Genomic DNA, 20601 nt, shown 5'->3' with positions numbered 1-20601 from the left:
GCTCAGCTGTCAGCCATGCGCGTGCCGCCCTCGGCCAGCAGGACCGCCCTGCCCGAGCGGATCGACTCGTTGGCCGCCGCGCCCACCAGGACGCTGCGGATCCCGTCGACGTAGCCGGCCTGCCGGGCGAGGGGGTCGTCGCCCGCCCCTCGGAAGAGGTCGTTCAGCAGGAGCCTGTCGCCGCCGCCGTGCCCGCCCTCGCCCTGCTCGATCGGGATCTCGCCGGGCTGCTGCCAGTGCCGGTGCAGCGTGAGCCGCTCCCACGAGTCCGCCGCGTGCTCCTTCGACGAGGCGCTCGGGTCGATCGCGGCGTGCGGGGAGGTCCACGACCGCTCGCACACCTCCAGCTCGATCCTGCCTCCTGTGCCGTTGAACACGACGCGGTAGCCCTCGTGCGGCGCGTGGGCGTTCAGCGAGTAGGTGAGCATCGCGCCGCTGTCGTAGCGCACCAGGACCGCCATGTTGTCCTCGATCGTGATGCCCTCGCTGAAGACGTCCCTGTCGCGCAGGTAGCCGTCCTCGTGCTCGGCGTCCAGGTAGAGCCGCTTGAGCCTCGGGTCGGCGGACAGGTCGAGCAGGAAGGGGTCGCTGCCGAGCTCGGGCGCGCCATGAGCGCGCTCGGGCCTGGCCGTCATGCCTCTGGCCTTGGCGTTCTGCGCCCCGTAGAAGCGCAGCTCGCCCTGGGCGTACACGCTGCGCGCGGCGGCGGCCAGCCACCAGTTCACCAGGTCGAAGTGGTGGGTGGACTTGTGCACCAGCAGGCCGCCCGAGATGGCCTTGTCGCGGTGCCAGCGGCGGAAGTAGTCGGCGCCGTGGATGGTGTCCAGCGCCCACTCGAAGTGGACGGAGGTGACCTCGCCGATCGCGCCGTCCATGAGCAGGCGCCGCACCGCGGAGTTGCGCGGCGAGTAGCGGTAGTTGAAGGTGACGATCAGGGAGGCCGTGCTCCGCTCGGCGGCGGCGGCGATCGCCGCGCAGCCTGCGGCGTCGGTGGTGAGCGGCTTCTCCACGATCACGTGCTTGCCGGCGTCCAGCGCCGCGCAGACGTAGGCGGCGTGCGTGGCGTCCACGGTGGTGATGATCACCGCGTCGCACAGCTCCAGCATCGCGGCGAAGTCATCGGGCCCGAAGCACGGCACCGGCCGTCCCACGAGCTCGTTGTAGTAGTCCATCCTGGTCTGGTTGGTGTCGCAGAAGGCGACGATCTCGCCGGTGTCGCTCCAGTCTCCCGTCAGCGCGCCGACGTACATCTGGGCGCGGTGCCCGAGTCCTGCGATGCCGTATCTCATCTGTCTCCCCGATGGGTGTGCCGTACGGCTCGAGCGAGCCGTACGGCGGTGAAGGTGATCGTCAGCCCGCCAGGGCCGCGTTGGCCTCTTCGAGCAGCTTGGTGGCGGCCTCGTCGGGGCTCTGCTGGCCCGACGTCACGGCCTCGGAGTAGCGCTTCAGGATGTCCTCCATCTTCGAGCCGCCCTTGGGCGGCACGACCACAGGGGACAGCTCGCTCTTGACCGAGTCGAGGAAGGTCAGCGTCTGCTGGTCGGCGGGGGGCAGCTTGCTCTTGATCGCCTCGAGGACCTTCGAGTTGATCGGCAGTCCGCGGTCGCTCAGCAGCAGGCCGCCCGCCTCGGGGTCGTTGATCAGGAAGTCGATGAACTTGTGCGCCTCGGCCGCGTGCTCGCTCTTGCTGGAGGCGGTCCAGTGCATGGCGGGCTGCAGGAACATGCCGGCGTTCGTCGCGTCGGGCAGCTTCGGCAGGCGCAGCAGGGTCAGCTCCTGCCCCGACGACTTGGCCATCGCGCCGAGCTGGTTGCTCCACCACATGCCGAAGGCGCCCTTGTTGGTGGCGATCAGCGACTGCTCCTGGCCCGCCGCGGCGATCTCACCCATCTTCGCCGCGTCGGGCGACCCCTTGGTCTCGATGAGCTTGGTGAAGGTCGCCCACCACGCCTTGAGCGTGTCGGGCGTGATGCCGATCTTGCCGTTGTCGTAGAACTTCTCGCCGCGCTGCGCGGCGAAGATGGTCAGGTAGGCGGGGTTGAAGTTGTACTCGGCGCCGTAGACCGAGCCGTCTCCCCCCGCGGTGATCTTCTGGGAGAGGCTGACGAACTCGTCCCACGTCCAGGTCTTGTCGTCGGGGAGCTTCTGGCCCGCCTTCTCGATGGTCGCCTTGTTGGCCAGCATCGAGAAGACGTTGACGCCGGTGGGGATGGCGTACTGCTTGCCGTCGACGCTGCCCGAGGCCAGCACCTGAGGGTCGAGGTCGGCGGTGTTGACCTTGCCGGTGAGATCGGAGAGCGCGCCGCGGCCCGCGTACTCGGCCAGGCCGCGGATCTCGATGGTCATCACGTCGGGGGCGTCGTTGGCGGCCACCTTGGTGGCCAGCGACTCGTAGTAGCTGGGCCAGTCCGAGAACTCCCCGACCACGTCGATGGTCGGGTTCTTCTTCTCGAACGCGGCGATGACCTGCTCGGTGAGCTTCTGCCTGGAGTCGCTGCCCCAGTAGGAGAAGCGCAGCTTGACCTTGTCGCCGGAGGCGTCGCCGCCGCTGCCGCCTCCGCCGCAGGCCGCCAGTGCCATCGCGGCCGCCGCGAGCAGAGCCGTGGTCTTGAGAGAGCGCATCTCTCCGTCCTTCCTCTTGATCGTTCGCAGGGGGTGAAGAGGACTACTTGAGACCCGTGGTGGCCACACCACGGATCAGGTACTTCTGGCCGGCCAGGAAGAAGCCGAAGATCGGGCCGAGCGCGATGATCGACATGGCGAACATCGGCCCCCATGACGACTCACCGCTGGAGTCCAGGAAGGTGCGCAGCGCCACGGGAACGGTGAAGTTGTCGGGGTTGTTGAGATAGAGCAGCTGGCTCAGGAAGTCGTTCCACGTCCAGATGAAGGTGAAGATCGCCGTGGTGGCGAGCGCGGGGGTGCAGAGCGGCAGGATGACGCGGAAGAACGTGCGCCAGTATCCGGCTCCGTCGATCGAGGCCGCCTCGTCGAGCTCGCGCGGCAGCGTCCTGATGAACTGGACCATCAGGAAGATGAAAAAGGAGTCGTGGGCCAGGAACTTCGGCAGGATCAGCGGCCACACCGTGTTGATCATGTCGAGCTTGGAGAACATGATGTACTGCGGGACGATCACCACGTGCAGGGGCAGCATGATCGAGCCCAGCATGATCGCGAACCAGAACTTCTTCATCGGGAAGTTCAGCCTGGCGAAGGCGTAGGCGGCCATCGAGCAGGCGGCCAGGTTGCCGACGATCGACAGCCCTGTGACGATGGCCGAGTTCCACATGTAGTAGCCGAACGGGTGGGCCAGCGCCGTCCAGCCCTCGATGAAGTTCTCGAGGGTGATCTCGCTCGGGATCAGTCCGGGCTCCCTGAAGATCAGCTCCTCCGGCTTGAGCGCGCTGGAGATCATCCACAGCAGCGGGTAGAGCATGATCAGGCCGAAGCCGATGAGCAGCAGGTGCTTGGCACCCCTGGTGACGCGGCGCCGGTAGAGGACCGGCAGCCGCCTACTTGCTGTCGCCATAGAAGACCCAATACTTGGACGCGAGGAAGTTGACCCCGGTCAGACCGGCGATGATGAGGACGAGCACCCAGGCCAGCGCCGAGGCGTAGCCCATCTCGTACTCCTTGAACCCGTTGACGTAGAGGTAGAGCGTGTAGAAGAGCGTCGAGTCGTTGGGACCACCCGAGCCGTTGCTCACGATGAACGACTGCGTGAACGACTGGAACGACTTGATCACCTCGAGCACGAGGTTGAAGAAGATGATCGGCGTCAGCAACGGCAGGGTGATCGTCTTGAACTGCCTGAGCGTGGTCGCGCCGTCCACGGCCGCGGCCTCGTAGTAGCTGCGCGGGATCTGCCGCAGACCGGCCAGGAAGATGACCATCGGGGCGCCGAACGTCCAGACGTGCAGGAGGATCAGCGTGCCCAGTGCGGTGTCGGGGTTGTTGACGTAGCTGGTGCCCTGGATGCCGAAGAGGCCGAGCACCGAGTTCACCAGGCCGTCGGCGCCGAAGATCTTCCGCCACAGGATCGCGATCGCGACGCTGCCGCCCAGCAGCGAGGGCAGGTAGTAGATCGAGCGGTAGAACGACAGGCCCCGCAGTCCGCGGTCCAGCAGCAGCGCCAGCCCGAGGGCGAAGCCCAGCTGGAGGGGCACCGAGACGACCACGTAGATCGTGGTCACCTTCAGCGACGTCCAGAACCTGGGGTCCTGCTCGAACATCGTCGTGTAGTTGTCCAGCCCGACCCATTTCGCCTCGTCGAGGAGGCTGTAGTCGGTGAAGGACAGGTAGAGCGACGCGGCGATGGGACCGATGGTGATCAGGAACAGGCCCACGAACCACGGCGCCAGGAAGACGTAGGCCGTCAGCGCCTCGCGACGGGAGCGGTTGACGCCGGTACGCCTGCGCCTGCCCTTGGGAGCGTGGGGCTCGGTCGCGACCGCGGACTTCAACGACAGCGAATCAACCACGGCGGGGCCCCTGCATGGATCGAGCCCGGACATTTTTTGACTCAGTCGTCATCACGGGACCTCCCGATGTGACGTGAATGGATGGCGCTTTCCTATAGCGCCGAGGAAAGTTACGTCAACCCTTTGCAGGCGTTACCCCACTGTTACCGATATATCGCTACGACGATCGAGGCAGGTCAGCGCGTTTCCGTCAGATGTCGGCGGTCCAACAATCTTGAAAATATGACCCGGTTGCTACAAGCGGTTGCAGTGGAAGCAGCACGGAGGGAACCGTGACGCGAGAGTCGGGCGCGTCACGGTTCCCGAGGTCGAGCGGGGCTAGCTCACCAGGTGAAGCGGTAGGCCGTGGTCGAGCGGTGCTCCTCGCCCGGCCTCAGCACCGCGGAGGGGAAGTCGGGACGGTTGGGCGCGTCGGGGAAGCGCTGCGTCTCCAGGCAGAGACCCGCGAACCTGTCGTACGGCGTCGCGACGCCGTCCAGCATGTGGCCGGTGTAGAACTGCACGCCAGGTTCGGTGGTCGTCACCTCCATCGCCCTGCCGCTGACCGGCTCCTCCACGCGCACCACGCCTCCCGGCCGCAGGACGTAGCAGTGGTCGTAGCAGCCGTCCAGCCTGTCGCCCACGCGCGTCGGGACGGTGAAGTCGTACGGCGTGCCCTGCACGGGCGCGGGAGGGCCGGGGAGGGGGATCTTGCCCTCGTCGACGTCGAGGTAGTGGTCGGCCTCGATCGTGACGATGTGCCCGCGCACGTCGGCGGGGCGGCCGAGGGTGAAGTAGGAGTGGTTGGTCAGGTTGAGCACCGTGGGCGCGTCCGTGGTCGCGTGGTAGTCGATGCGCAGTTCGTCCTCGTCGGTGAGCGTGTAGGTGACCGAGGTGGTGAGCGTGCCCGGGTAGCCCTCCTCGCCGTCCTTGCTGACGTAGGTCAGCCTGACGGCCCGCTCGCCGTCAGGGTCGGCGTGCCAGAGGCGCTTGTCGAAGCCGCGCTCCCCGCCGTGGAGGCTGTGGCCGTTGTTGTTGAGCGGCAGCTGGTACGTGACACCGTCGAGGGTGAAGCGGCCGTTGGCGATGCGGTTGCCGTACCTGCCGACCACGGCGCCGAAGTAACGGCTGCGCTCGAGGTAGTCGGCCACGGTGGGCAGGCCGAGGACGACGTCGCCGCCGTCGGGCAGCTCGATCGACTGGACGATCGCGCCGAGGGTCAGGACCGCCGCGCGCATCCTGCCGTTCGACAGGACGTGCCGGTCCACGGTGTCGCCCGCGGGCGTGGTCCCAAATATCACGATGAACTCACTCTCTGAGTCGATTCTCTGATCAGCAGGCCGGTCTCCAGCCTGACGGTGGTGCGCGGAGGCGCGCCGGCGGCGGGGCCCGCGATGGTGGCGAGCAGCAGGTCGACGGCCATGCGGCCCGCGGCGGCGGTGGGCATCGTGATCGTGGTCAGCTTCGGCCTGCTCAGCCTGCCTGGCAGGCTGTCGTCCACGCCGATGACGCTCACGTCACCGGGGACGTCCACCCCGCGCTCCCTCAACCCCTCGATCAGGCCCAGCGCGACCAGGTCGTTGTAGCACAGCACCGCCGTCACACCCGAGGCCGCCACCGCCTGGGCGGCGGCCAGTCCGCCGTGCTCGGTCGGCTCGTTCGGCCCGATCACCGTCAGTTCCACGCCCAGCTCGGCGGTCCTGTCGGTGGCCGCCTGGCGTATCTCTCCGCTGGTCCACGACCCCGCCGGCCCCGTCAGCAGCGCCATCCTGCGATGACCCAACCCCGCCACATGCTCCACCGCCACCCCCGCACCCTGCCCCACATCCATCAACACCGTCGTCAAACCCTTCAACCGACGATTCACCACCACAAAAGGCACCTGCGCCCGCAACCGCTCGATCACCCGATTCGACAACCGCGGACTACACAACAACACCCCATCCACCTGCTTGCACAACGTCTCGATCAACTCCTGCTCCAACAACGGATCCTCATCGGTGTCCGCCACGAACACGTGATAATCCCGCTCCCGCGCCTGAGCCTGAGCAGCCTTGATCAACGGCGGAAAAAACGGATTCGCGATATCCGCCACAATCAACCCCAAATTATGCGTCCGCCCCGTCGTCAACGCCCGCGCCGCACGATTAGGCCGATACCCCAACCCCTCAGCCACCGCCAACACCCGCGTACGCGTCTCCGCGTTCACCAGATGCGGAGCCGAGAACGTCCGCGACACCGTCGAGACATGCACCCCCGACGCCCGCGCCACATCCCTGATCGTCACCGCCATGACGCCTCCAGCCCTCGGCCGCACCCTAACGCAAGCGGTTGCACCCTCACCAGGCCAGATACCTCCGATCCTGCGACCGGTTGCGGCCGGGCGGGGACCCGAATGGCATCGAAGAACCCAGGTCAACGGGCTGCATCAAATTGCGCTCTTGACGTTTCCGGCTGGCACCGACAGTGTTTCATGCAACTGGTTGCAGTCCTGAGCGCGCTCGGGGCTGCCAGAAGGGAAAGACAACCCGTGAGCAGAACTCTTGTCACCGGGAGCGCGGGGCGCCTCGGGCGCAGCGTCGTGTCCGCGTTGGCCGCCGCAGGCCACGAGGTGATCGGCGTGGACAGGGCGCAGGGCACCCCCGCCGACGCCGCCGCCGAGCTACCCGCCGACCTGACGGATCTGGGCGAGGCGTACGAGGTGATCGCGCGCTTCCGCCCGGACGCCGTCGTCCACCTGGCCGCGATCGCCACCCCGTTCAGCCGGAGCGACGTGGTGACCTTCCGCACCAACACGCAGCTGGCCTTCAACGTGTGCGACGCCGCGGTGGCCCTCGGCGTGGGCAAGGTGATCGTGGCCAGCAGCCCGACCGTCATCGGGTACGGTTCGCCGAACGGCTGGGCGCCCGACTACCTGCCCATCGACGAGGCCCATCCGGCCAGGCCGTGGAACGCCTACAGCCTCTCCAAACTGGTGGCCGAGGAGACCATGCGCTCCTTCGCCCGCACGGCCGCCACGCGCCTGGCCGCCGTCAGGCCCTGTTTCGTGATCGCCCCCGAGGAGTGGGAAGGCGCACCCACCCAGTCGGGCCACACCGTGGCCGAGCGGCTGGACAGGCCCGACATCGCCGGCGTCTCGCTGTTCAACTACATCGACGCGCGGGACGCGGCCGACCTGGTGATCACCCTCCTCGACCGGCTGCCCGACCTGCCCAACGGCGAGGTGTTCTTCGCCGGCGCAGCGGACGCCCTCGCCCGCGAGCCGCTGGCCGAGCTGCTGCCGAAGGTCATCCCCTCCACTGCGGAGTTCGCCTCCGCTCTCACCGGCTGCGCCCCCGCCTTCTCCTCCGCCAAGGCCGAACGACTCCTCGGCTGGCAGGCCAAGCGCAGCTGGCGCACCGAACTCTCTCAAGGGAGCATCTGACATGGATCTCAGCGGCGTCCTGTTCTTCCCCGTGACGCCTTTCGACGCCGAAGGCGCGCTGGCGGAGGACGTGCTCGCCGAGCACATCGGCAAGGGCCTGGCCAACGACCCCGGCGCTGTCTTCGTGGCCTGCGGCACGGGAGAGTTCTCCGCCCTGTCGCAGGACGAGCACGCCCGTGCCGTAGCGGTGGCGACCGACACCGTCCAGGGCAGGGTGCCGGTGCTGGCAGGGGCGGGCGGGCCGCTCGGCGCGGCGCTGGAGCAGGCGCGCGCCGCGCGCGCGGCCGGCGCGGACGGACTGCTCCTCATGCCGCCCTACCTGGCTCAGGGCACCGGAGCGGGGTTCACCGCCTACGTGCGCGCGGTGGCCGCCGAGCTGCCGGTGATCATCTACCAGCGCGGCTCGGTGGTGCTCGACCCCGAGACGGTGGTGGAGCTGGCCCGCGTCCCCGGCGTGATCGGGCTCAAGGACGGCCTGGGCGACGTCGACAGGCTGCAGCGCACCGTGCTGGCGGTGCGCAGGGAGATCGGCCCCGGCTTCACCTTCTTCAACGGCCTGCCGACCGCCGAGCTGACCATGCCCGCCTACCGCGCTCTCGGCATCGAGCTCTACTCCTCGGCGGTGTTCGCCTTCGCCCCCGAGATCGCCGTCGCCTACTTCAACGGCCACGACCGGCTGCTGGAGGAGTTCTACGCGCCGCTGGTCGAGCTGCGCAGCAGGGTTCCCGGCTACGCGGTCTCCCTGGTCAAGGCGGGGCTTCGGCTGCGGGGCCTGGACGTCGGCCCGGTCAGGGCGCCGCTGACCGACCTCACCCCCCAGCACGTGCGCGAGCTCGACGAGCTGATCGGCACCGGCCTCAGGCTGGTATCGGCATGATCACCGACCTGAGGACCACGCTCAGGTCGGTGCCGCTGCGCCGTCCGTGGGGCGAGGACGTGCGGCACAACCATGTGATCGTCTGCAAGATCACGCTGGCCGACGGGCGCAAGGGCACCGGGTTCTCCTGGACGCCGCAGATCGGCGCGCACGCCGTGCGGGCCCTGCTCGACCATGACGTCCGCGAGGCGCTGATCGGACTGCCCGCCCACCCCGAGTTGGTCTGGGACCGGCTGTGGCGGCACCTGAGAGAGGCGGGGGCAGGAGGGATCACCACGATCGCTCTGGCGGGGATCGACCTGGCGCTCTGGGACCTGCGCTGCGGGCAGGACTCTCTCGTGAACGTGCTCGGACCGCGCCGCGAGAGCGTTCCCGTCTACGGCAGCGGCGTCAACCTGCACTACTCGCTCGACGAGCTGGCCGGGCAGGCCAAGCGCTGGGCGGCGGCGGGCCTGCCCGCCGTCAAGGTCAAGGTGGGCAGGCCCGACCTGGCGGAGGACGTCGAGCGGGTCGCGACGGTGCGCGAGATCGTCGGTCCTGGCACGCTCCTGATGATCGACGCCAACCAGCGCTGGGACCTGCACAGGGCCAGGCGCGCGATCGCCGCGCTCGAGCCGTACGACCTGCACTGGATCGAGGAGCCGCTGCAGGCCGACGACCTCGCCGCCCACGTGGAGCTGCGCCGCCGCATCGATGTCCCCGTGGCGGTGGGCGAGAACGTCTACACCACCTACGGCTTCCGCGACCTGCTGACCGCGGGCGCGTGCGACGTGGTCCAGCCCAACGTGGTCAGGGTCGGCGGAATCACCCCGTTCCTGCGGATCGCGGAGCTGGCCCGCACCTTCGGCGTCCCCGTCCATCCGCACCTGCTCACGGAGCTGTCGGGGCAGCTGGCCCTCACGTTGCACCATCCCGCGATGGTGGAGCTGGTCGAGGACGCGTCGCTGGCCGACCTCGGCCTGCTCGCCGAGCCGTACCCCGTGGTGATCGAGGGCGCCGCGCTGCGGTCGGCAGGGCGCCCCGGGCTGGGGCTGACATGGGCGGCGTGACGAGGGTGGTGCTCGCGGGCGCGTACGGCCACGGCCGCTCGCACCTGGACAACCTGCGCAGGCTCACGGCGCGCGGCCTGGTCGAGCTGGCGGGGATCTGCGACGTGCGTCCCGTGGAGGCCGCCACGCTGCACGGTCTGGGCGCTCCGGAGCAGGCGGGCCCCGGCGACCTCGCCGCGCTGGTCAAGGGCACGGGCGCCGAGATCACGATCCTGTGCACGCCCATCAACACCCACGCGGACCTCGCCGTCACCGCCCTGCGGGCCGGCTCGCACGTCCTGCTGGAGAAGCCTCCCGCCGCCTCGCTCGCCGATTTCGAACGGATCGTCTCGGCCCAGCGGGAGAGCGGGCTCGGCTGCCAGGTCGGCTTCCAGAGCCTCGGCTCCTCGGCCGTGCCCGCGCTGCGCGAGCTCATCGCCTCCGGCGAGCTCGGCGACATCCACGGCATCGGGGTGGCGGGGGCGTGGGAGCGCCCCTCCGACTACTTCACCCGCTCGCCGTGGTCCGGCCGTCGCCGCCTGAACGGCCAGGACGTGGTGGACGGCGCGCTCACCAACCCCTTCGCCCATGCGACCGCCACCGCGCTGGCGGCCGCGGGGGCCGAGGAGCTCGGCTCCGTCGCCTCGGTGGAGCTCGAGCTCTTCCACGCCAACCCGATCGAGGCGGACGACACCTCAGCCGCCAGGATCAGGCTCGCCGACGGCCGGGTGATCACGGTGGCGGTGACGCTGTGCGCCACCGGGCGCACCGAGCCCTACCTGGTCGTGCACGGCACCGGCGGCACGGCCCGGCTCGTCTACACCACCGACGAGCTCGACGGCGCCGTCCACCCGCGCGCGGACCTGCTGGAGAACCTGGTCGAGCACGTCACGACCGGCGCCGAGCTCCTGGCTCCGCTGGCCAGGACGGGGGCGTTCATGGAGTTCCTCGAGGCGGTGCGGCTCGCGCCCGACCCGCTGCCGATCGCGGAGGAGCACCAGAGGATCCACCCAGGCCGCCGCGAGGTCGAAGGCGTCAGGGAGCTGACCGACCTGAGCGCCGAGCGGCTGGCCCTGTTCTCCGAGCTGGGCGCGCCGTGGGCGGGCAGGCGGGAGCTGCGGGCCGGCACGACCCCCGTGGCCTCGTACGTCTGGAGGCCCGCGCTGCCCGTCACCGACTCCCCCCGGCCCTACCTGCATCCGGTGCGGACGCTCGGGGGCGTGGAGGTGAGCGAGTTCCGCCCCGCCGACCACGTCCACCACCTCGGTGTCAGCCTGGCCGTCGCGGACGTCGGCGGCGTGAACTTCTGGGGCGGAAGGACCTTCGTCGAGGGCAGCGGGCCCACCTGGCTCGACGACCACGGCCACCAGCGGCACGACGTCTTCGAGGAGCTCGAGCAGGGGTTCAGGGAGGCGCTGACCTGGCTCGGGCCCGACGGCGCGGCCGTCGCGCGCGAGCAGAGAACCGTGCTGGCGCGCCCCCATGGGCAGGCGTGGGCGCTGGACTTCTCCTTCACGCTCACGGTGGCCGAGCCGTTGGAGATCAGGAGCTCGGCGTGCAAGGGAAGGCCGGGCGCGGGATACGGCGGGTTCTTCTGGCGGGCGCCTGCGGCCTCCACGCGCCTGGAGGTGTTCACCGCCGAGGGCGAGGGCGAGAGCGACGTCCACGGAAGCGTGACGCGGTGGCTGGCCATGGCGTCCGACGCGTGGAGCCTGGTCTTCGTTCAGTGCGGCCCTCCCGACCCGTGGTTCGTCAGGGTGTCGGAGTATCCCGGCGTGGGCCCCGCGCTGGCATGGGAGCGACCTCTTGAGGTCGCGCACACGCTGAGCAGGCGCGTGGTCACCGTCGTGGCGGACGGTCGGCTCGACAGGGCGGCCGCCGCAGAGCTGGCGGGCGGGGTCGCGTGAGCGGCTGACCCTCCTCCTTCCCCCGTACGGCACCGCGACGCCAGAGCCGTACGGGCTCACCGACCTCTCAAGGAGTACCGTGCGCCGCACCCTCACTCTGATCACCGCACTCGCCTGCGCGCTGGCCGTGGCGCCACCCGCGCACGCCGTCCCGCCGCTGCCCGATCCGGACCGCCCCATCGGGTGGGGCGAGCACGCCACCGGCGGCGCGGGCGGCCCTGTCCACGTCGTCACCACCCGCAAGGAGCTCAAGGACGCCCTGGCCACCGGCGGGCCCAAGACGATCCACGTACGCGGGACGATCTACGGCAACCAGACCGACGACGGCGTCCTGCTCGGCGAGCAGGACTACGCGCCGGGCTACGACCTCGGCAAGTACCTGGCATGCTTCGTCGGCGGCAAGGTGTGGAGCGACCAGGCCCACGCGTGGTGCGGCCAGATGCGCAGGCTCAGGCAGACCGGCTCGAACAACCAGAAGCGGCAGATCCAGCTCACCGTGCCGAGCGACACCACGCTGCTCGGCATCGGCGCCGACGCCCGCCTCGAGGGCGTCTTCCTCTCGGTCAACACCGGCTCGAACATCATCGTGCGCGGCCTCGAGCTGGAGTCGCCCATCGATCACTTCACCAGCTGGGACCCCGGTGACGGGGAGAGCGGCTCGTGGAACGCCCGCTTCAAGGCGTTCGGGATCGTCACGGGCTCCAGGATCTGGATCGACCACTGCGCCTTCACCGATGGGCAGCGCCTCGACAGGGACGCTCCTACCGGCCCCAACGGCAAGCCGGTCAACCGCCACGACGGCCTGCTCGACATCGAGGACGGCTCCGACCTCATCACCGTCTCCTACAACCGCTTCGTCAACCACGACAAGAACATGCTGGTCGGCTCCGGCGACGGCAGAGGCGACAGGGATCGCGGCAAGCTGCGCGTCACCTACTACGGCAACCTCTTCGACGGCGTCTCGCAGCGCTCGCCACGCGTCCGCTACGGCGCCGTGCACGTCTTCAACAACTACTACAGGGGCTCGATGACCGGAGAGCAGCCCCTGGTCAGCAACGACCTCGGCGGTCCGAGCCACTACCTCGGCCTGGGCATCGAGTCCAGGGTCTACTCCGAGCACAACGCCTTCGAGTACGACGGGCCGCAGGACATCGTGGTCCAGAACTGGAACGCGCACCGGTTCTTCGACAGGCGTTCCTGGTTCAACGGCCGCCCCGTCGACGTGGTCGCCGTGGCCAGGCGCAAGTTCGAGGCGGCCAAGGCGGCCGAGCTGGCCAAGGCCGCCGCGGCGGGGAGCGCCCCGCCCGCGTGGACCGCGCTGGAGTTCACCACTGACGTGGGCTGGGCCCCCGCCGAGGTCTACGCCTACCGCCCGCTGGTCAACGCCAACCTGGTCAAGCGCACGGTGCTGGAGCACGCCGGCCCCGCCGCGCTGGATCTGCCCGCGCCGGGCTGACGGCGGCTGAAGCCGAAGGGCCGGTGATCGTCGCGATCACCGGCCCCTCGCCGTCACCACCGGCCGCCGAGCTCGTTCAGGGTGAACACCCCGCCGGCCCGATGGTGCAGCGGCTCGGTCAGATCGGGCTCGCCCTGCTCGGCGAGGATCGGCCCCGCGTGCGCCTCCGAGTCGTCCAGCGACTCGTAGCCGATCGCCTTGGCCTCCTCCAGCGACCACCAGCGCCGGGTGTTGTCCGACACCCCCCACACCACGTGGTAGCCGGTCGCCGTCAGCGCCGCCTCCATCAGGCGGGCGCAGTCGTCGGGTGAGATCCAGGTGGACAGGCCCCTGGTGTCGGCCGAGCCCTCGTTGCAGGTGCCGAGCCTGACCACCGTCACGTTCATGCCGAACCTGTCGTGGTACAGGCTGCCCAGCGCCTCCATCACGACCTTGCTCACGCCGTACAGGGTGTCGGGCCTGGGGAAGGCGTAGTCGGGCAGCTCCGAGCCGTCGGCGGGGCGGGTGTGGAAGCCCGCCGCGTGATGGCTGCCCATGAGGACGACGTGGCCGACACCCTCCTGGCGGGCGGCCTCCATGAGCACGTACGTGCCGTCCATGTTGGCCCGCACGATGTCGGCCCAGGGGTGCTCCCGGCTCTGCCCGCCCAGGTGGATCACGGCGTCGACGCCCTTCATGGCGGCGGCCACGGCGTCGGCGTCGGCGAGGTCGGCGACCACGACCTCCTCGCCGGGGCCCGCCTCCAGCGGGACCACGTCGGACAGGCGGACGATCCGTCCCTCCCTGGCGAGCCGCGGGCGGAGCAGGGTGCCGACTTTGCCGGCGGCGCCGGTGACAAGGATTCGCATGGGGACTGTTGTACACGCATATGACGTGAATTCACATCCATGGAATATTGACGTGATCCAGGCCACTCGTTACGTTCACATGAACGCGAAACACATCCGCGAAACATGTCCACATATGTGAACAGGAGGCGGTCTGATGCCACGTCATCTGCTCGGGGCCGCGATTGTCACGGCGCTCGCCGTCACCCTGGCCGGCTGCGGCTCCGGTGGGGGTTCGGGCGACGACGCCCTGGAGATCTGGATCCGGCAGGCTCCCGACTCCGACTCGGCCAAGACCGCCGTGAAGCTGGCCGACGCCTTCACCAAGGCCAGCGGAGTGAAGACCAAGGTCGTCGCGCTCTTCGACGACTTCGAGACCAAACTGCAGCAGCAGGCGGCGCAGAAGAACCTGCCTGACATCGTCATCAACGACACCGCGCAGCTGGGCAACATGCAGTCGCAGGGCTGGCTGCGCCCGGTCGACAAGGCCAAGCTCAAGGGCGGCGACCAGCTGGCCGACCGCGCATGGCAGGCAGCGGCGGCCGGCGACGGCAAGCACTACGCGGCGCCGTTCTCCGCCCAGGCCTTCGCCCTGATCATCAGGAAGGACTGGAGGGAGAAGGTCGGCCTGGAGCCCCCGCAGACCTGGGACGATCTCGGCAAGCTGGCCAAGGCCTTCACCGAGGACGACCCCGACGGCAACGGGCAGAAGGACACCTTCGGCTTCGTCGCCCCTGCGGGCACCAAGCGCGGCTACGCGTCCTGGTACGCCTCCTCGCTGATCTACGCCAACGGCGGCAACTTCCTCACCGACGCGGGCGGCGGCAAGTTCACCCCCGCGGTCTCCGACCCCAAGACCGTCGAGGCGGTCAAGTGGCTGCAGGACCAGTTCTGCGTCGCCAAGACCGTCAACCCCGGCGCGGTCAGCAACGACACGACCGTCACCCACGAGGTCTTCGAGAAGGGCCAGGGCGGCATCTACCTGGTCGGGCCCTACGTGCTGGCCAGGTTCGTCAAGAGCATCGGCACCGACAAGATCGAGGTCGTCAAGGTGCCCAAGGGCCCCTCCGGCGGTCCGGGCACCCTCGGCGAGGGCGAGAACGTCTACCTCATGGCCGGATCGGCCAACGAGGAGGGTCAGCAGAAGTTCGCCGAGTTCGCCGTCTCCCCCGAGGGCCAGCGGATCGGTATGAACAAGGACGCGCCGGGCGCGATCGTGCGCCTGCCCGTCCACAAGGGCGTGGACATGGCGGCCGAGCGGTCGGACGCGCGGTGGAAGGTCTTCCAGGAGGCCTACGCCGACGCCGTCTACAGCTCGCCCGTGCCGAACTGGGCGCCCATCAGGCAGACCACGGCCGACGCCATCAACGCCGTGTGGGCCGACTGCGGCGCCGACGTCAAGGCGGGCATGGACGGCCTGGCCACCAAGCTGACCGCGGAACTGCAGGCGCAGAAGGCATCGTGACCACCACCCTCGAGCGGCCGTCTCAGCGGACGGAACCGCGTCGCCGCCCCGGCAGGGGGCGGTGGCGCGGCACCGCCGTCGCGTGGCTCTTCCTGGCCCCCGCGCTGATCCTCTTCCTGTACTTCAAGTTCATCCCCATGTTCGAGGGCCTGAGGATGAGCTTCTTCAAGGTCCAGCCGTTCCTCGGCGACGAGTGGGTGGGGCTGGACAACTACGCCACGATCATGTCGGACGACGCGTTCGTCAGCGCCGTCTGGCACAGCGTGCTGCTGGCGGTGGGCACGACGGTCGGCTCGCTCGTTCTCGGCCTCGCGCTCGCCCTGCTGATCGAGGGCCCCGCCCGCTACCTGTGGTTCGTCAGGACGGCCGCCTTCCTGCCCGTGGTCACGACCATGGCGGCGGTGGCCGAGGTGTGGCGGATCATGTACCACCCCGGCGACACCGGCCTGCTCAACTCCATCCTCGGCTGGGTGGCGATCGAGCCCCAGCCCTTCCTGGCCAGCGAGGACACCTCGCTCTGGTCGATCATGGGGATGAGCATCTGGCGCGGCACGCCGTACGACATGATGATCTTCCTGGCGGGGCTGGTCGGGATCGACAGGACCCTGTACGAGGCGGCGGCGGTGGACGGGGCGAGCACCTGGTCCAGGCTGCGGCACATCACGCTGCCCGCGCTGCGGCCGGTCTTCTGGATCCTGTTCACGCTGGCGGCCATCAGGGGCCTTCGGGTGTTCGTCGAGGTCTACGTGCTCACCAACGGAGGGCCCAACGGCTCGTCCGAGGTGCTCATGACCCTCATCTACAAGCTCGGCTTCCAGCGGAGCGAGCTGGGCATCGCGGCGGCGGGCGGCATCGTGCTGTTCGTCGCCACGCTCGTGCTCACGGTCTCGGTCCAGCTGATGCGCAGAAGGCAGGCGTCATGAGATTCGACAGCGCGCTCGGCCTGGAGGCGAAGAAGGGTCCGCTGGCGACGACGGGGAAGGTTCTCGTCTATTCGGTGATGGTGCTGGTCTTCACGGGACCGCTGGTCGGGCTGCTGGTCAGCGCGTTCAGCAAGACGCTCGACCCGACCAGCTTCTCGCTGTGGCCCGACGAGTTCACCCTGGAGAACTTCACCCAGGCCGCCGACAAGAACGTCTACCTCTACCTGTTCAACTCCTTCGTGGTCGTCGGGTTCGGTCTGGCGCTGCAGATGATCGTGAGCGTCTTCGCCGCCTACTCGCTGGCCCGCAAGAAGTTCAGGGGCATGACGTTCGTCATGCTGATCATGCTGGCCACGATGATGCTGCCCGAGGAGATCATCGCGATCCCGCTCTCCCTGGTGCTCGCCGACATGCCGCTCATCCACGCCAATCTGATCAACAGCTACGCGGGCATGATCCTGCCGGTCGGCGCGTGGGGCTTCTCCATCCTCGTCATGACCGAGTTCATGAAGGAGGTGCCGGTCGAGCTGGAGGAGGCGGCGCGCATCGACGGCGCGGGCGAGCTGCGCACCTTCTTCACGATCATCCTGCCGCTGTGCAAGCCCGCGCTCGGCGTGATCGGTGTCTTCGGATTCACCATGATCTGGGACCAGTACCTTCTGCCGTTGATCGTGGCCAACGAGTCGAGCCACTGGACACTTCCCATCGCGCTGCGCTCGCTGCGTTCGGACGAGGAGGTGGGCATCGGCATCCTGCTGGCCGCCTCGCTCCTGGCGCTGCTGCCGTCGGTGATCGCCTTCCTGGCCTTCCAGCGGCAGTTCATGCGGGGTCTCACCAGCGGCGCTATCAAGGGTTAGATGTCCATGTATATGGATGGCATCCATTATTCTGGCACCCATGGAGCCCTCGATGGTCAAGTCAGCGGAGCGGACGGTCCGGATCCTCGAGGCGTTGGCCGCCTCACCGGAACGCCTGACGCTGTCGGAGCTTCAGAAGCGCACCGGCTTCCCCCGCAGCAGCCTGCACGCGCTGATGCGCACGCTGGTCGAGCTGAAGTGGATCGAGGCCGACACGGGCAGTTCGGCCTACGGGATCGGGCCGCACGCGCTGCTGACGGGCACCGCCTACCTCGACAAGGACCCGGCGCTGCCGCTGGCGCACGACGCGCTGGAGGACCTGCGCGAGGAGATCGGGCACACGGTGCACTTCGCCCGCCGCGACGACGGGCACGTGCTCTACCTGGCGACGAGGGAGTCCCGCGACAGGCACGCGATCTCCAGGGTGGGCCGCAGACTTCCTGCCAGTGTCACGGCGCTCGGCCAGGCGCTGCTGGCGCAGCTGACCGACGACGAGGTGGCGGCGCTGCTGCCGGATCCGCTGCCCGCGCTCACCGAGCAGTCGATCACCGACCTGACCAAGTTCACCGACGAGCTGGACCAGGTGCGCGCCCGAGGCTACGCGCTCGAGCGCGAGCAGGGCACCCCCGGCGTCGCCTGCGTGGCCGTGGCCGTGGACTACCGCATCCCCGCCACCGACGCCATCAGCTGCTCGATGCCCGCGGGGCTGCCTCAGGAAGAGATCGAGCGGATCGCCGAGGCCGTCATCAGGCATACCCGCAAGTTCGCTGCCACTCTGCGCCGGGAGGGCATCCGATAAATCATCATCCGGCGCATTTCTGGAGGAAAAATGCGTCTTGATGGTGTTCTCTTCTTCCCGGTGACCCCCTTCGATACTGACGGGTCCGTGAACGGCCAGGCGTTGGCCGCGCATGTCGCCAAGGGGGTCGCCGCGGGGGCCGGAGGGGTGTTCGCCGCCTGCGGCACCGGTGAGTTCAACGCTCTGAGCCTGGACGAGTACGCCACCGTGGTCTCCACCTCGGTCGCAGCCGCCTCCGGTCATGCGCCAGTCCTGTCGGGCGCGGGCGGGTCGCTCCCGTTCGCGCAGTCGTGCGCGAGGGCCGCCGCCGAGGCCGGCGCCGACGGCCTGCTGCTGATGCCGCCCTACCTGGTGACAGCCCCCGCGACGGGCCTGGTCGACTACGTACGGCAGGTCGCCGCCGTCACCGACCTGCCGATCATCGTCTACCAGCGGGGCACGGCCAGGTTCACCCCGACGGCCGCCGTCGCGCTGACCGAACTGCCCAGCGTCATCGGCTTCAAGGACGGCCTCGGCGACTTCGACCTGCTCCAGCGGATCATCCTGCGCGTACGGGAGGCGACCGATCGCGACTTCACCTTCTTCAACGGCCTGCCCACGGCCGAGCTGACGGTCCCCGCCTACAGGGGACTCGGCGTGCCCCTGTACTCCAGCGCGGTGTTCGCCTTCGCCCCCGAGATCGCGCTCGCCTTCTACAAGGCGGTGACGGGCGGGGACGAGGTGCTGGTCCAGCGGCTGCTGACCTCGTTCTACCTGCCGCTGGTCGAGCTGCGCGACCTCGTGCCGGGTTACGCGGTGTCGCTGGTGAAGGCGGGCGTACGGCTGCGCGGGCTCGACGCGGGCAGCGTGCGCGCCCCGCTGGTGGACGCGACGCCCGAGCACGTGGCCGCGTTGGAACGCATCATCGCCACAGGCCTGGAGCTGGCCGGGTAGCCGGCGATCCGGCCCACCGGACCAGCGGGGCCCGCGCGGGAGGGCCTGGTGGCTCTCCCGCGCGGGCCCCTTCGTCCGTGTCGCCGGTTCTGCCGGCCGGCTCTGTCGGCCGGCTCTGTCGGCCGGTTCAGCCGTCGACGCGCTGCGGCACGCCCAGGGGGTTGTCGTCGCGCAGTTCCGGCGGCAGCAGCTCCGACGGCCAGCCCTGGTAGGCCGTCGGCCGCACCCAGCGCCTGATCGCCATCGCGCCCACCGAGGTGTGCGCGGGGGCCGTGCTGGCCGGCCACGGTCCGCCGTGGTGCATCGCCCAGCACACCGCGACCCCCGTCGGCCAGCCGTTCCAGATCAGCCGGCCCGCCCTGCGCGCCAGCGCCTCGGCGACGGGACGCGCCTCGTCGACGTCGGTGGCGTGGACGGTGGCCGTGAGCGAGCCCTCCAGGCGCTCCAGCACCGAGGGGAGCTCTGCGGCGTCCCCGTAGGTCACCACGATCGACGAGGGCCCGAAGCACTCCTCGGCGATCGCGGGCAGCCCCTCGGCGAAGGCCGCGAGGTCGATCGTGAAGACGCGCGGCGCGACGGCCCACGCCGCCTCGCCCTGCGCGCCCTCGGCCAGCAGGGTGAGCTTGGCCAGGCGCTCGACGCCGTCGAGGTAGCCCTGCCTGATCCGCTCGCTGAGCATGGCCGAACCGCTGCTGCCGGCCACCGCCGTACCCAGTGAGGCCACCAGGTCGGCGTCGTCCGGCACGAACACCAGCCCGGGGTTGGTGCAGAACTGGCCCGTGCCGAGCGTGAGCGAGGCGGCGAAGCCGGAGGCGAGCCCTTCGCGCGCCGCCGAGGGCAGCACGACGACCGGGTTCACGCTGCCCAGCTCACCGAAGAACGGGATCGGCTCAGGACGCTCGTCGATGAGCGCCTGGATCGCCTTGCCACCGGGGATCGACCCGGTGAAACCCACCGCGACCACGTCGGGATGCTGCACCAGGCGCTTGCCTGCGGCGAGCCCGTGGACCAGGCCGAGCAGCGCGGGGTCGGGCAGCGCGGACCTGATCACGCCGGCCGACAGCTCGGAGGTCAGCGGGTGGGCCGGGTGCGCCTTGACGACGACAGGACAGCCGGCCGCCAGCGCCGACGCGGTGTCGCCGCCCGCGACGGAGAAGGCGAAGGGGAAGTTCGAGGCCGAGAAGACGCCTACGACGCCGGGCAGCGGATGGTTCATGCGGCGCACGTCCGCCTGGCGGGAGATGACCGCCTCCAGGTGGCCGCCGTCCCTGAGGACCTCGGCGAACAGCCTGAACTGGCTGGCCGCGCGGGCCACCTCGCCGCGCAGCCTGGTCTCGCCGAGCGCGGTCTCCCTGTCGGCGACCGTCCAGAGCTCCTCGACGTTGGCCTCCAGCGCGGAGGCGATCGCCTCCAGCACCTCGGGCCTGGCTGCCGCACGCCAGGCGGGAGCCGCCGCGTGGGCCGCCTCGACGGCCGCGTCGACCTCCGCGTCGGTGCTCTCGGCGATCGGCTCGCCGAAGCTCTCGCCGGTGCGCGGGTCGTATGCGTGGATCATCGCTTCACCCCTGTGCAATATCACACTTCACTTTAGCCTGCTATTGACACTCACTGCGCCCGATTCTTACAGTTACCGACAGTCGTCCAC

At 69.5% G+C, this 20601-nt stretch carries 18 protein-coding genes; 10 read left to right on the top strand and 8 right to left on the bottom strand.

The features are described 5' to 3' along the window. Positions 1-2: 2 nt before the first annotated feature. From FHR33_RS35885 to FHR33_RS35860, 6 genes are all read right to left on the bottom strand, one after another. Positions 3-1289, bottom strand: coding sequence for a Gfo/Idh/MocA family protein (locus FHR33_RS35885; RefSeq protein ID WP_183657492.1), 1287 nt, complete (start codon positions 1287-1289; stop codon positions 3-5). A 61-nt stretch (positions 1290-1350) separates the two neighbouring features. After that, positions 1351-2622: an extracellular solute-binding protein gene (locus FHR33_RS35880; RefSeq protein WP_183657489.1), complete on the bottom strand. Its 1272-nt coding sequence runs from the start codon at positions 2620-2622 to the stop codon at positions 1351-1353. Between the two features lie 43 nt (positions 2623-2665). Further along, positions 2666-3436: a carbohydrate ABC transporter permease gene (locus FHR33_RS35875; RefSeq protein WP_246453378.1), complete on the bottom strand. Its 771-nt coding sequence runs from the start codon at positions 3434-3436 to the stop codon at positions 2666-2668. Between the two features lie 76 nt (positions 3437-3512). Then, a complete protein-coding gene (locus tag FHR33_RS35870) occupies positions 3513-4514 on the bottom strand; it encodes a carbohydrate ABC transporter permease (protein WP_183657485.1) in 1002 nt (333 codons plus the stop codon). A 290-nt stretch (positions 4515-4804) separates the two neighbouring features. Continuing rightward, positions 4805-5761 (bottom strand): aldose epimerase family protein, encoded by a 957-nt coding sequence (locus tag FHR33_RS35865; protein WP_183657484.1) that lies wholly within the window; start codon positions 5759-5761, stop codon positions 4805-4807. Continuing rightward, positions 5758-6753, bottom strand: coding sequence for a LacI family DNA-binding transcriptional regulator (locus tag FHR33_RS35860; protein ID WP_183657482.1), 996 nt, complete (start codon positions 6751-6753; stop codon positions 5758-5760). Before FHR33_RS35860 ends, FHR33_RS35865 begins: the two co-directional genes overlap by 4 nt. A 237-nt stretch (positions 6754-6990) precedes the next feature. Here FHR33_RS35860 and FHR33_RS35855 point away from each other — a divergent pair, with 237 nt between their 5' ends. The 5 genes from FHR33_RS35855 (at position 6991) to FHR33_RS35835 (ending at position 13152) form a co-directional block, all read left to right on the top strand. Then, positions 6991-7884, top strand: a complete 894-nt coding sequence (locus FHR33_RS35855) for an NAD-dependent epimerase/dehydratase family protein (RefSeq protein ID WP_183657480.1) — start codon at positions 6991-6993, stop codon at positions 7882-7884. 1 nt (position 7885) lies between these two features. Continuing rightward, the gene (locus tag FHR33_RS35850; RefSeq protein ID WP_183657477.1) at positions 7886-8761 is read left to right on the top strand and encodes a 5-dehydro-4-deoxyglucarate dehydratase; all 876 of its coding nucleotides are present in this window, start codon (positions 7886-7888) and stop codon (positions 8759-8761) included. Beyond that, positions 8758-9810, top strand: a complete 1053-nt coding sequence (locus FHR33_RS35845) for a mandelate racemase/muconate lactonizing enzyme family protein (RefSeq protein WP_183657474.1) — start codon at positions 8758-8760, stop codon at positions 9808-9810. The genes FHR33_RS35850 and FHR33_RS35845 overlap by 4 nt, the downstream gene beginning before the upstream one ends. Continuing rightward, positions 9798-11696, top strand: coding sequence for a DUF6807 family protein (locus tag FHR33_RS52930; protein ID WP_221241384.1), 1899 nt, complete (start codon positions 9798-9800; stop codon positions 11694-11696). The genes FHR33_RS35845 and FHR33_RS52930 overlap by 13 nt, the downstream gene beginning before the upstream one ends. A 79-nt stretch (positions 11697-11775) precedes the next feature. After that, the gene (locus FHR33_RS35835; RefSeq protein ID WP_221241383.1) at positions 11776-13152 is read left to right on the top strand and encodes a pectate lyase family protein; all 1377 of its coding nucleotides are present in this window, start codon (positions 11776-11778) and stop codon (positions 13150-13152) included. Between the two features lie 53 nt (positions 13153-13205). Here FHR33_RS35835 and FHR33_RS35830 read toward each other — a convergent pair whose 3' ends face one another. Continuing rightward, positions 13206-14000 (bottom strand): NAD-dependent epimerase/dehydratase family protein, encoded by a 795-nt coding sequence (locus FHR33_RS35830; RefSeq protein ID WP_183657470.1) that lies wholly within the window; start codon positions 13998-14000, stop codon positions 13206-13208. A 136-nt stretch (positions 14001-14136) separates the two neighbouring features. On the opposite strand from FHR33_RS35830, the gene FHR33_RS35825 reads away from it, so the two are divergent. From FHR33_RS35825 to FHR33_RS35805, 5 genes are read left to right on the top strand one after another with little or no spacing between them, the layout of a single operon-like run. Continuing rightward, the gene (locus FHR33_RS35825; protein WP_183657468.1) at positions 14137-15444 is read left to right on the top strand and encodes an ABC transporter substrate-binding protein; all 1308 of its coding nucleotides are present in this window, start codon (positions 14137-14139) and stop codon (positions 15442-15444) included. Next, positions 15441-16367, top strand: coding sequence for a carbohydrate ABC transporter permease (locus tag FHR33_RS50875; RefSeq protein WP_312895869.1), 927 nt, complete (start codon positions 15441-15443; stop codon positions 16365-16367). The genes FHR33_RS35825 and FHR33_RS50875 overlap by 4 nt, the downstream gene beginning before the upstream one ends. After that, positions 16364-17224, top strand: a complete 861-nt coding sequence (locus tag FHR33_RS35815) for a carbohydrate ABC transporter permease (protein WP_183657466.1) — start codon at positions 16364-16366, stop codon at positions 17222-17224. Before FHR33_RS50875 ends, FHR33_RS35815 begins: the two co-directional genes overlap by 4 nt. A 52-nt stretch (positions 17225-17276) precedes the next feature. Continuing rightward, entirely contained in the window at positions 17277-18023 is a 747-nt protein-coding gene (locus FHR33_RS35810) for an IclR family transcriptional regulator (RefSeq protein WP_246452288.1), read from the top strand. Positions 18024-18053: 30 nt separating this feature from the next. Further along, a complete protein-coding gene (locus tag FHR33_RS35805) occupies positions 18054-18956 on the top strand; it encodes a 5-dehydro-4-deoxyglucarate dehydratase (RefSeq protein WP_183657462.1) in 903 nt (300 codons plus the stop codon). 127 nt (positions 18957-19083) lie between these two features. Here FHR33_RS35805 and FHR33_RS35800 read toward each other — a convergent pair whose 3' ends face one another. Next, positions 19084-20511, bottom strand: a complete 1428-nt coding sequence (locus FHR33_RS35800) for an aldehyde dehydrogenase (NADP(+)) (protein WP_183657459.1) — start codon at positions 20509-20511, stop codon at positions 19084-19086. Between the last annotated feature and the right edge of the window lie 90 nt (positions 20512-20601).

Source organism: Nonomuraea dietziae, from assembly GCF_014195505.1.
GTDB classification, from domain to species: domain Bacteria; phylum Actinomycetota; class Actinomycetes; order Streptosporangiales; family Streptosporangiaceae; genus Nonomuraea; species Nonomuraea roseola.
Note: the sequence above shows the minus strand (reverse complement) of the source record. Positions and strands in the feature narration are given on the sequence as shown.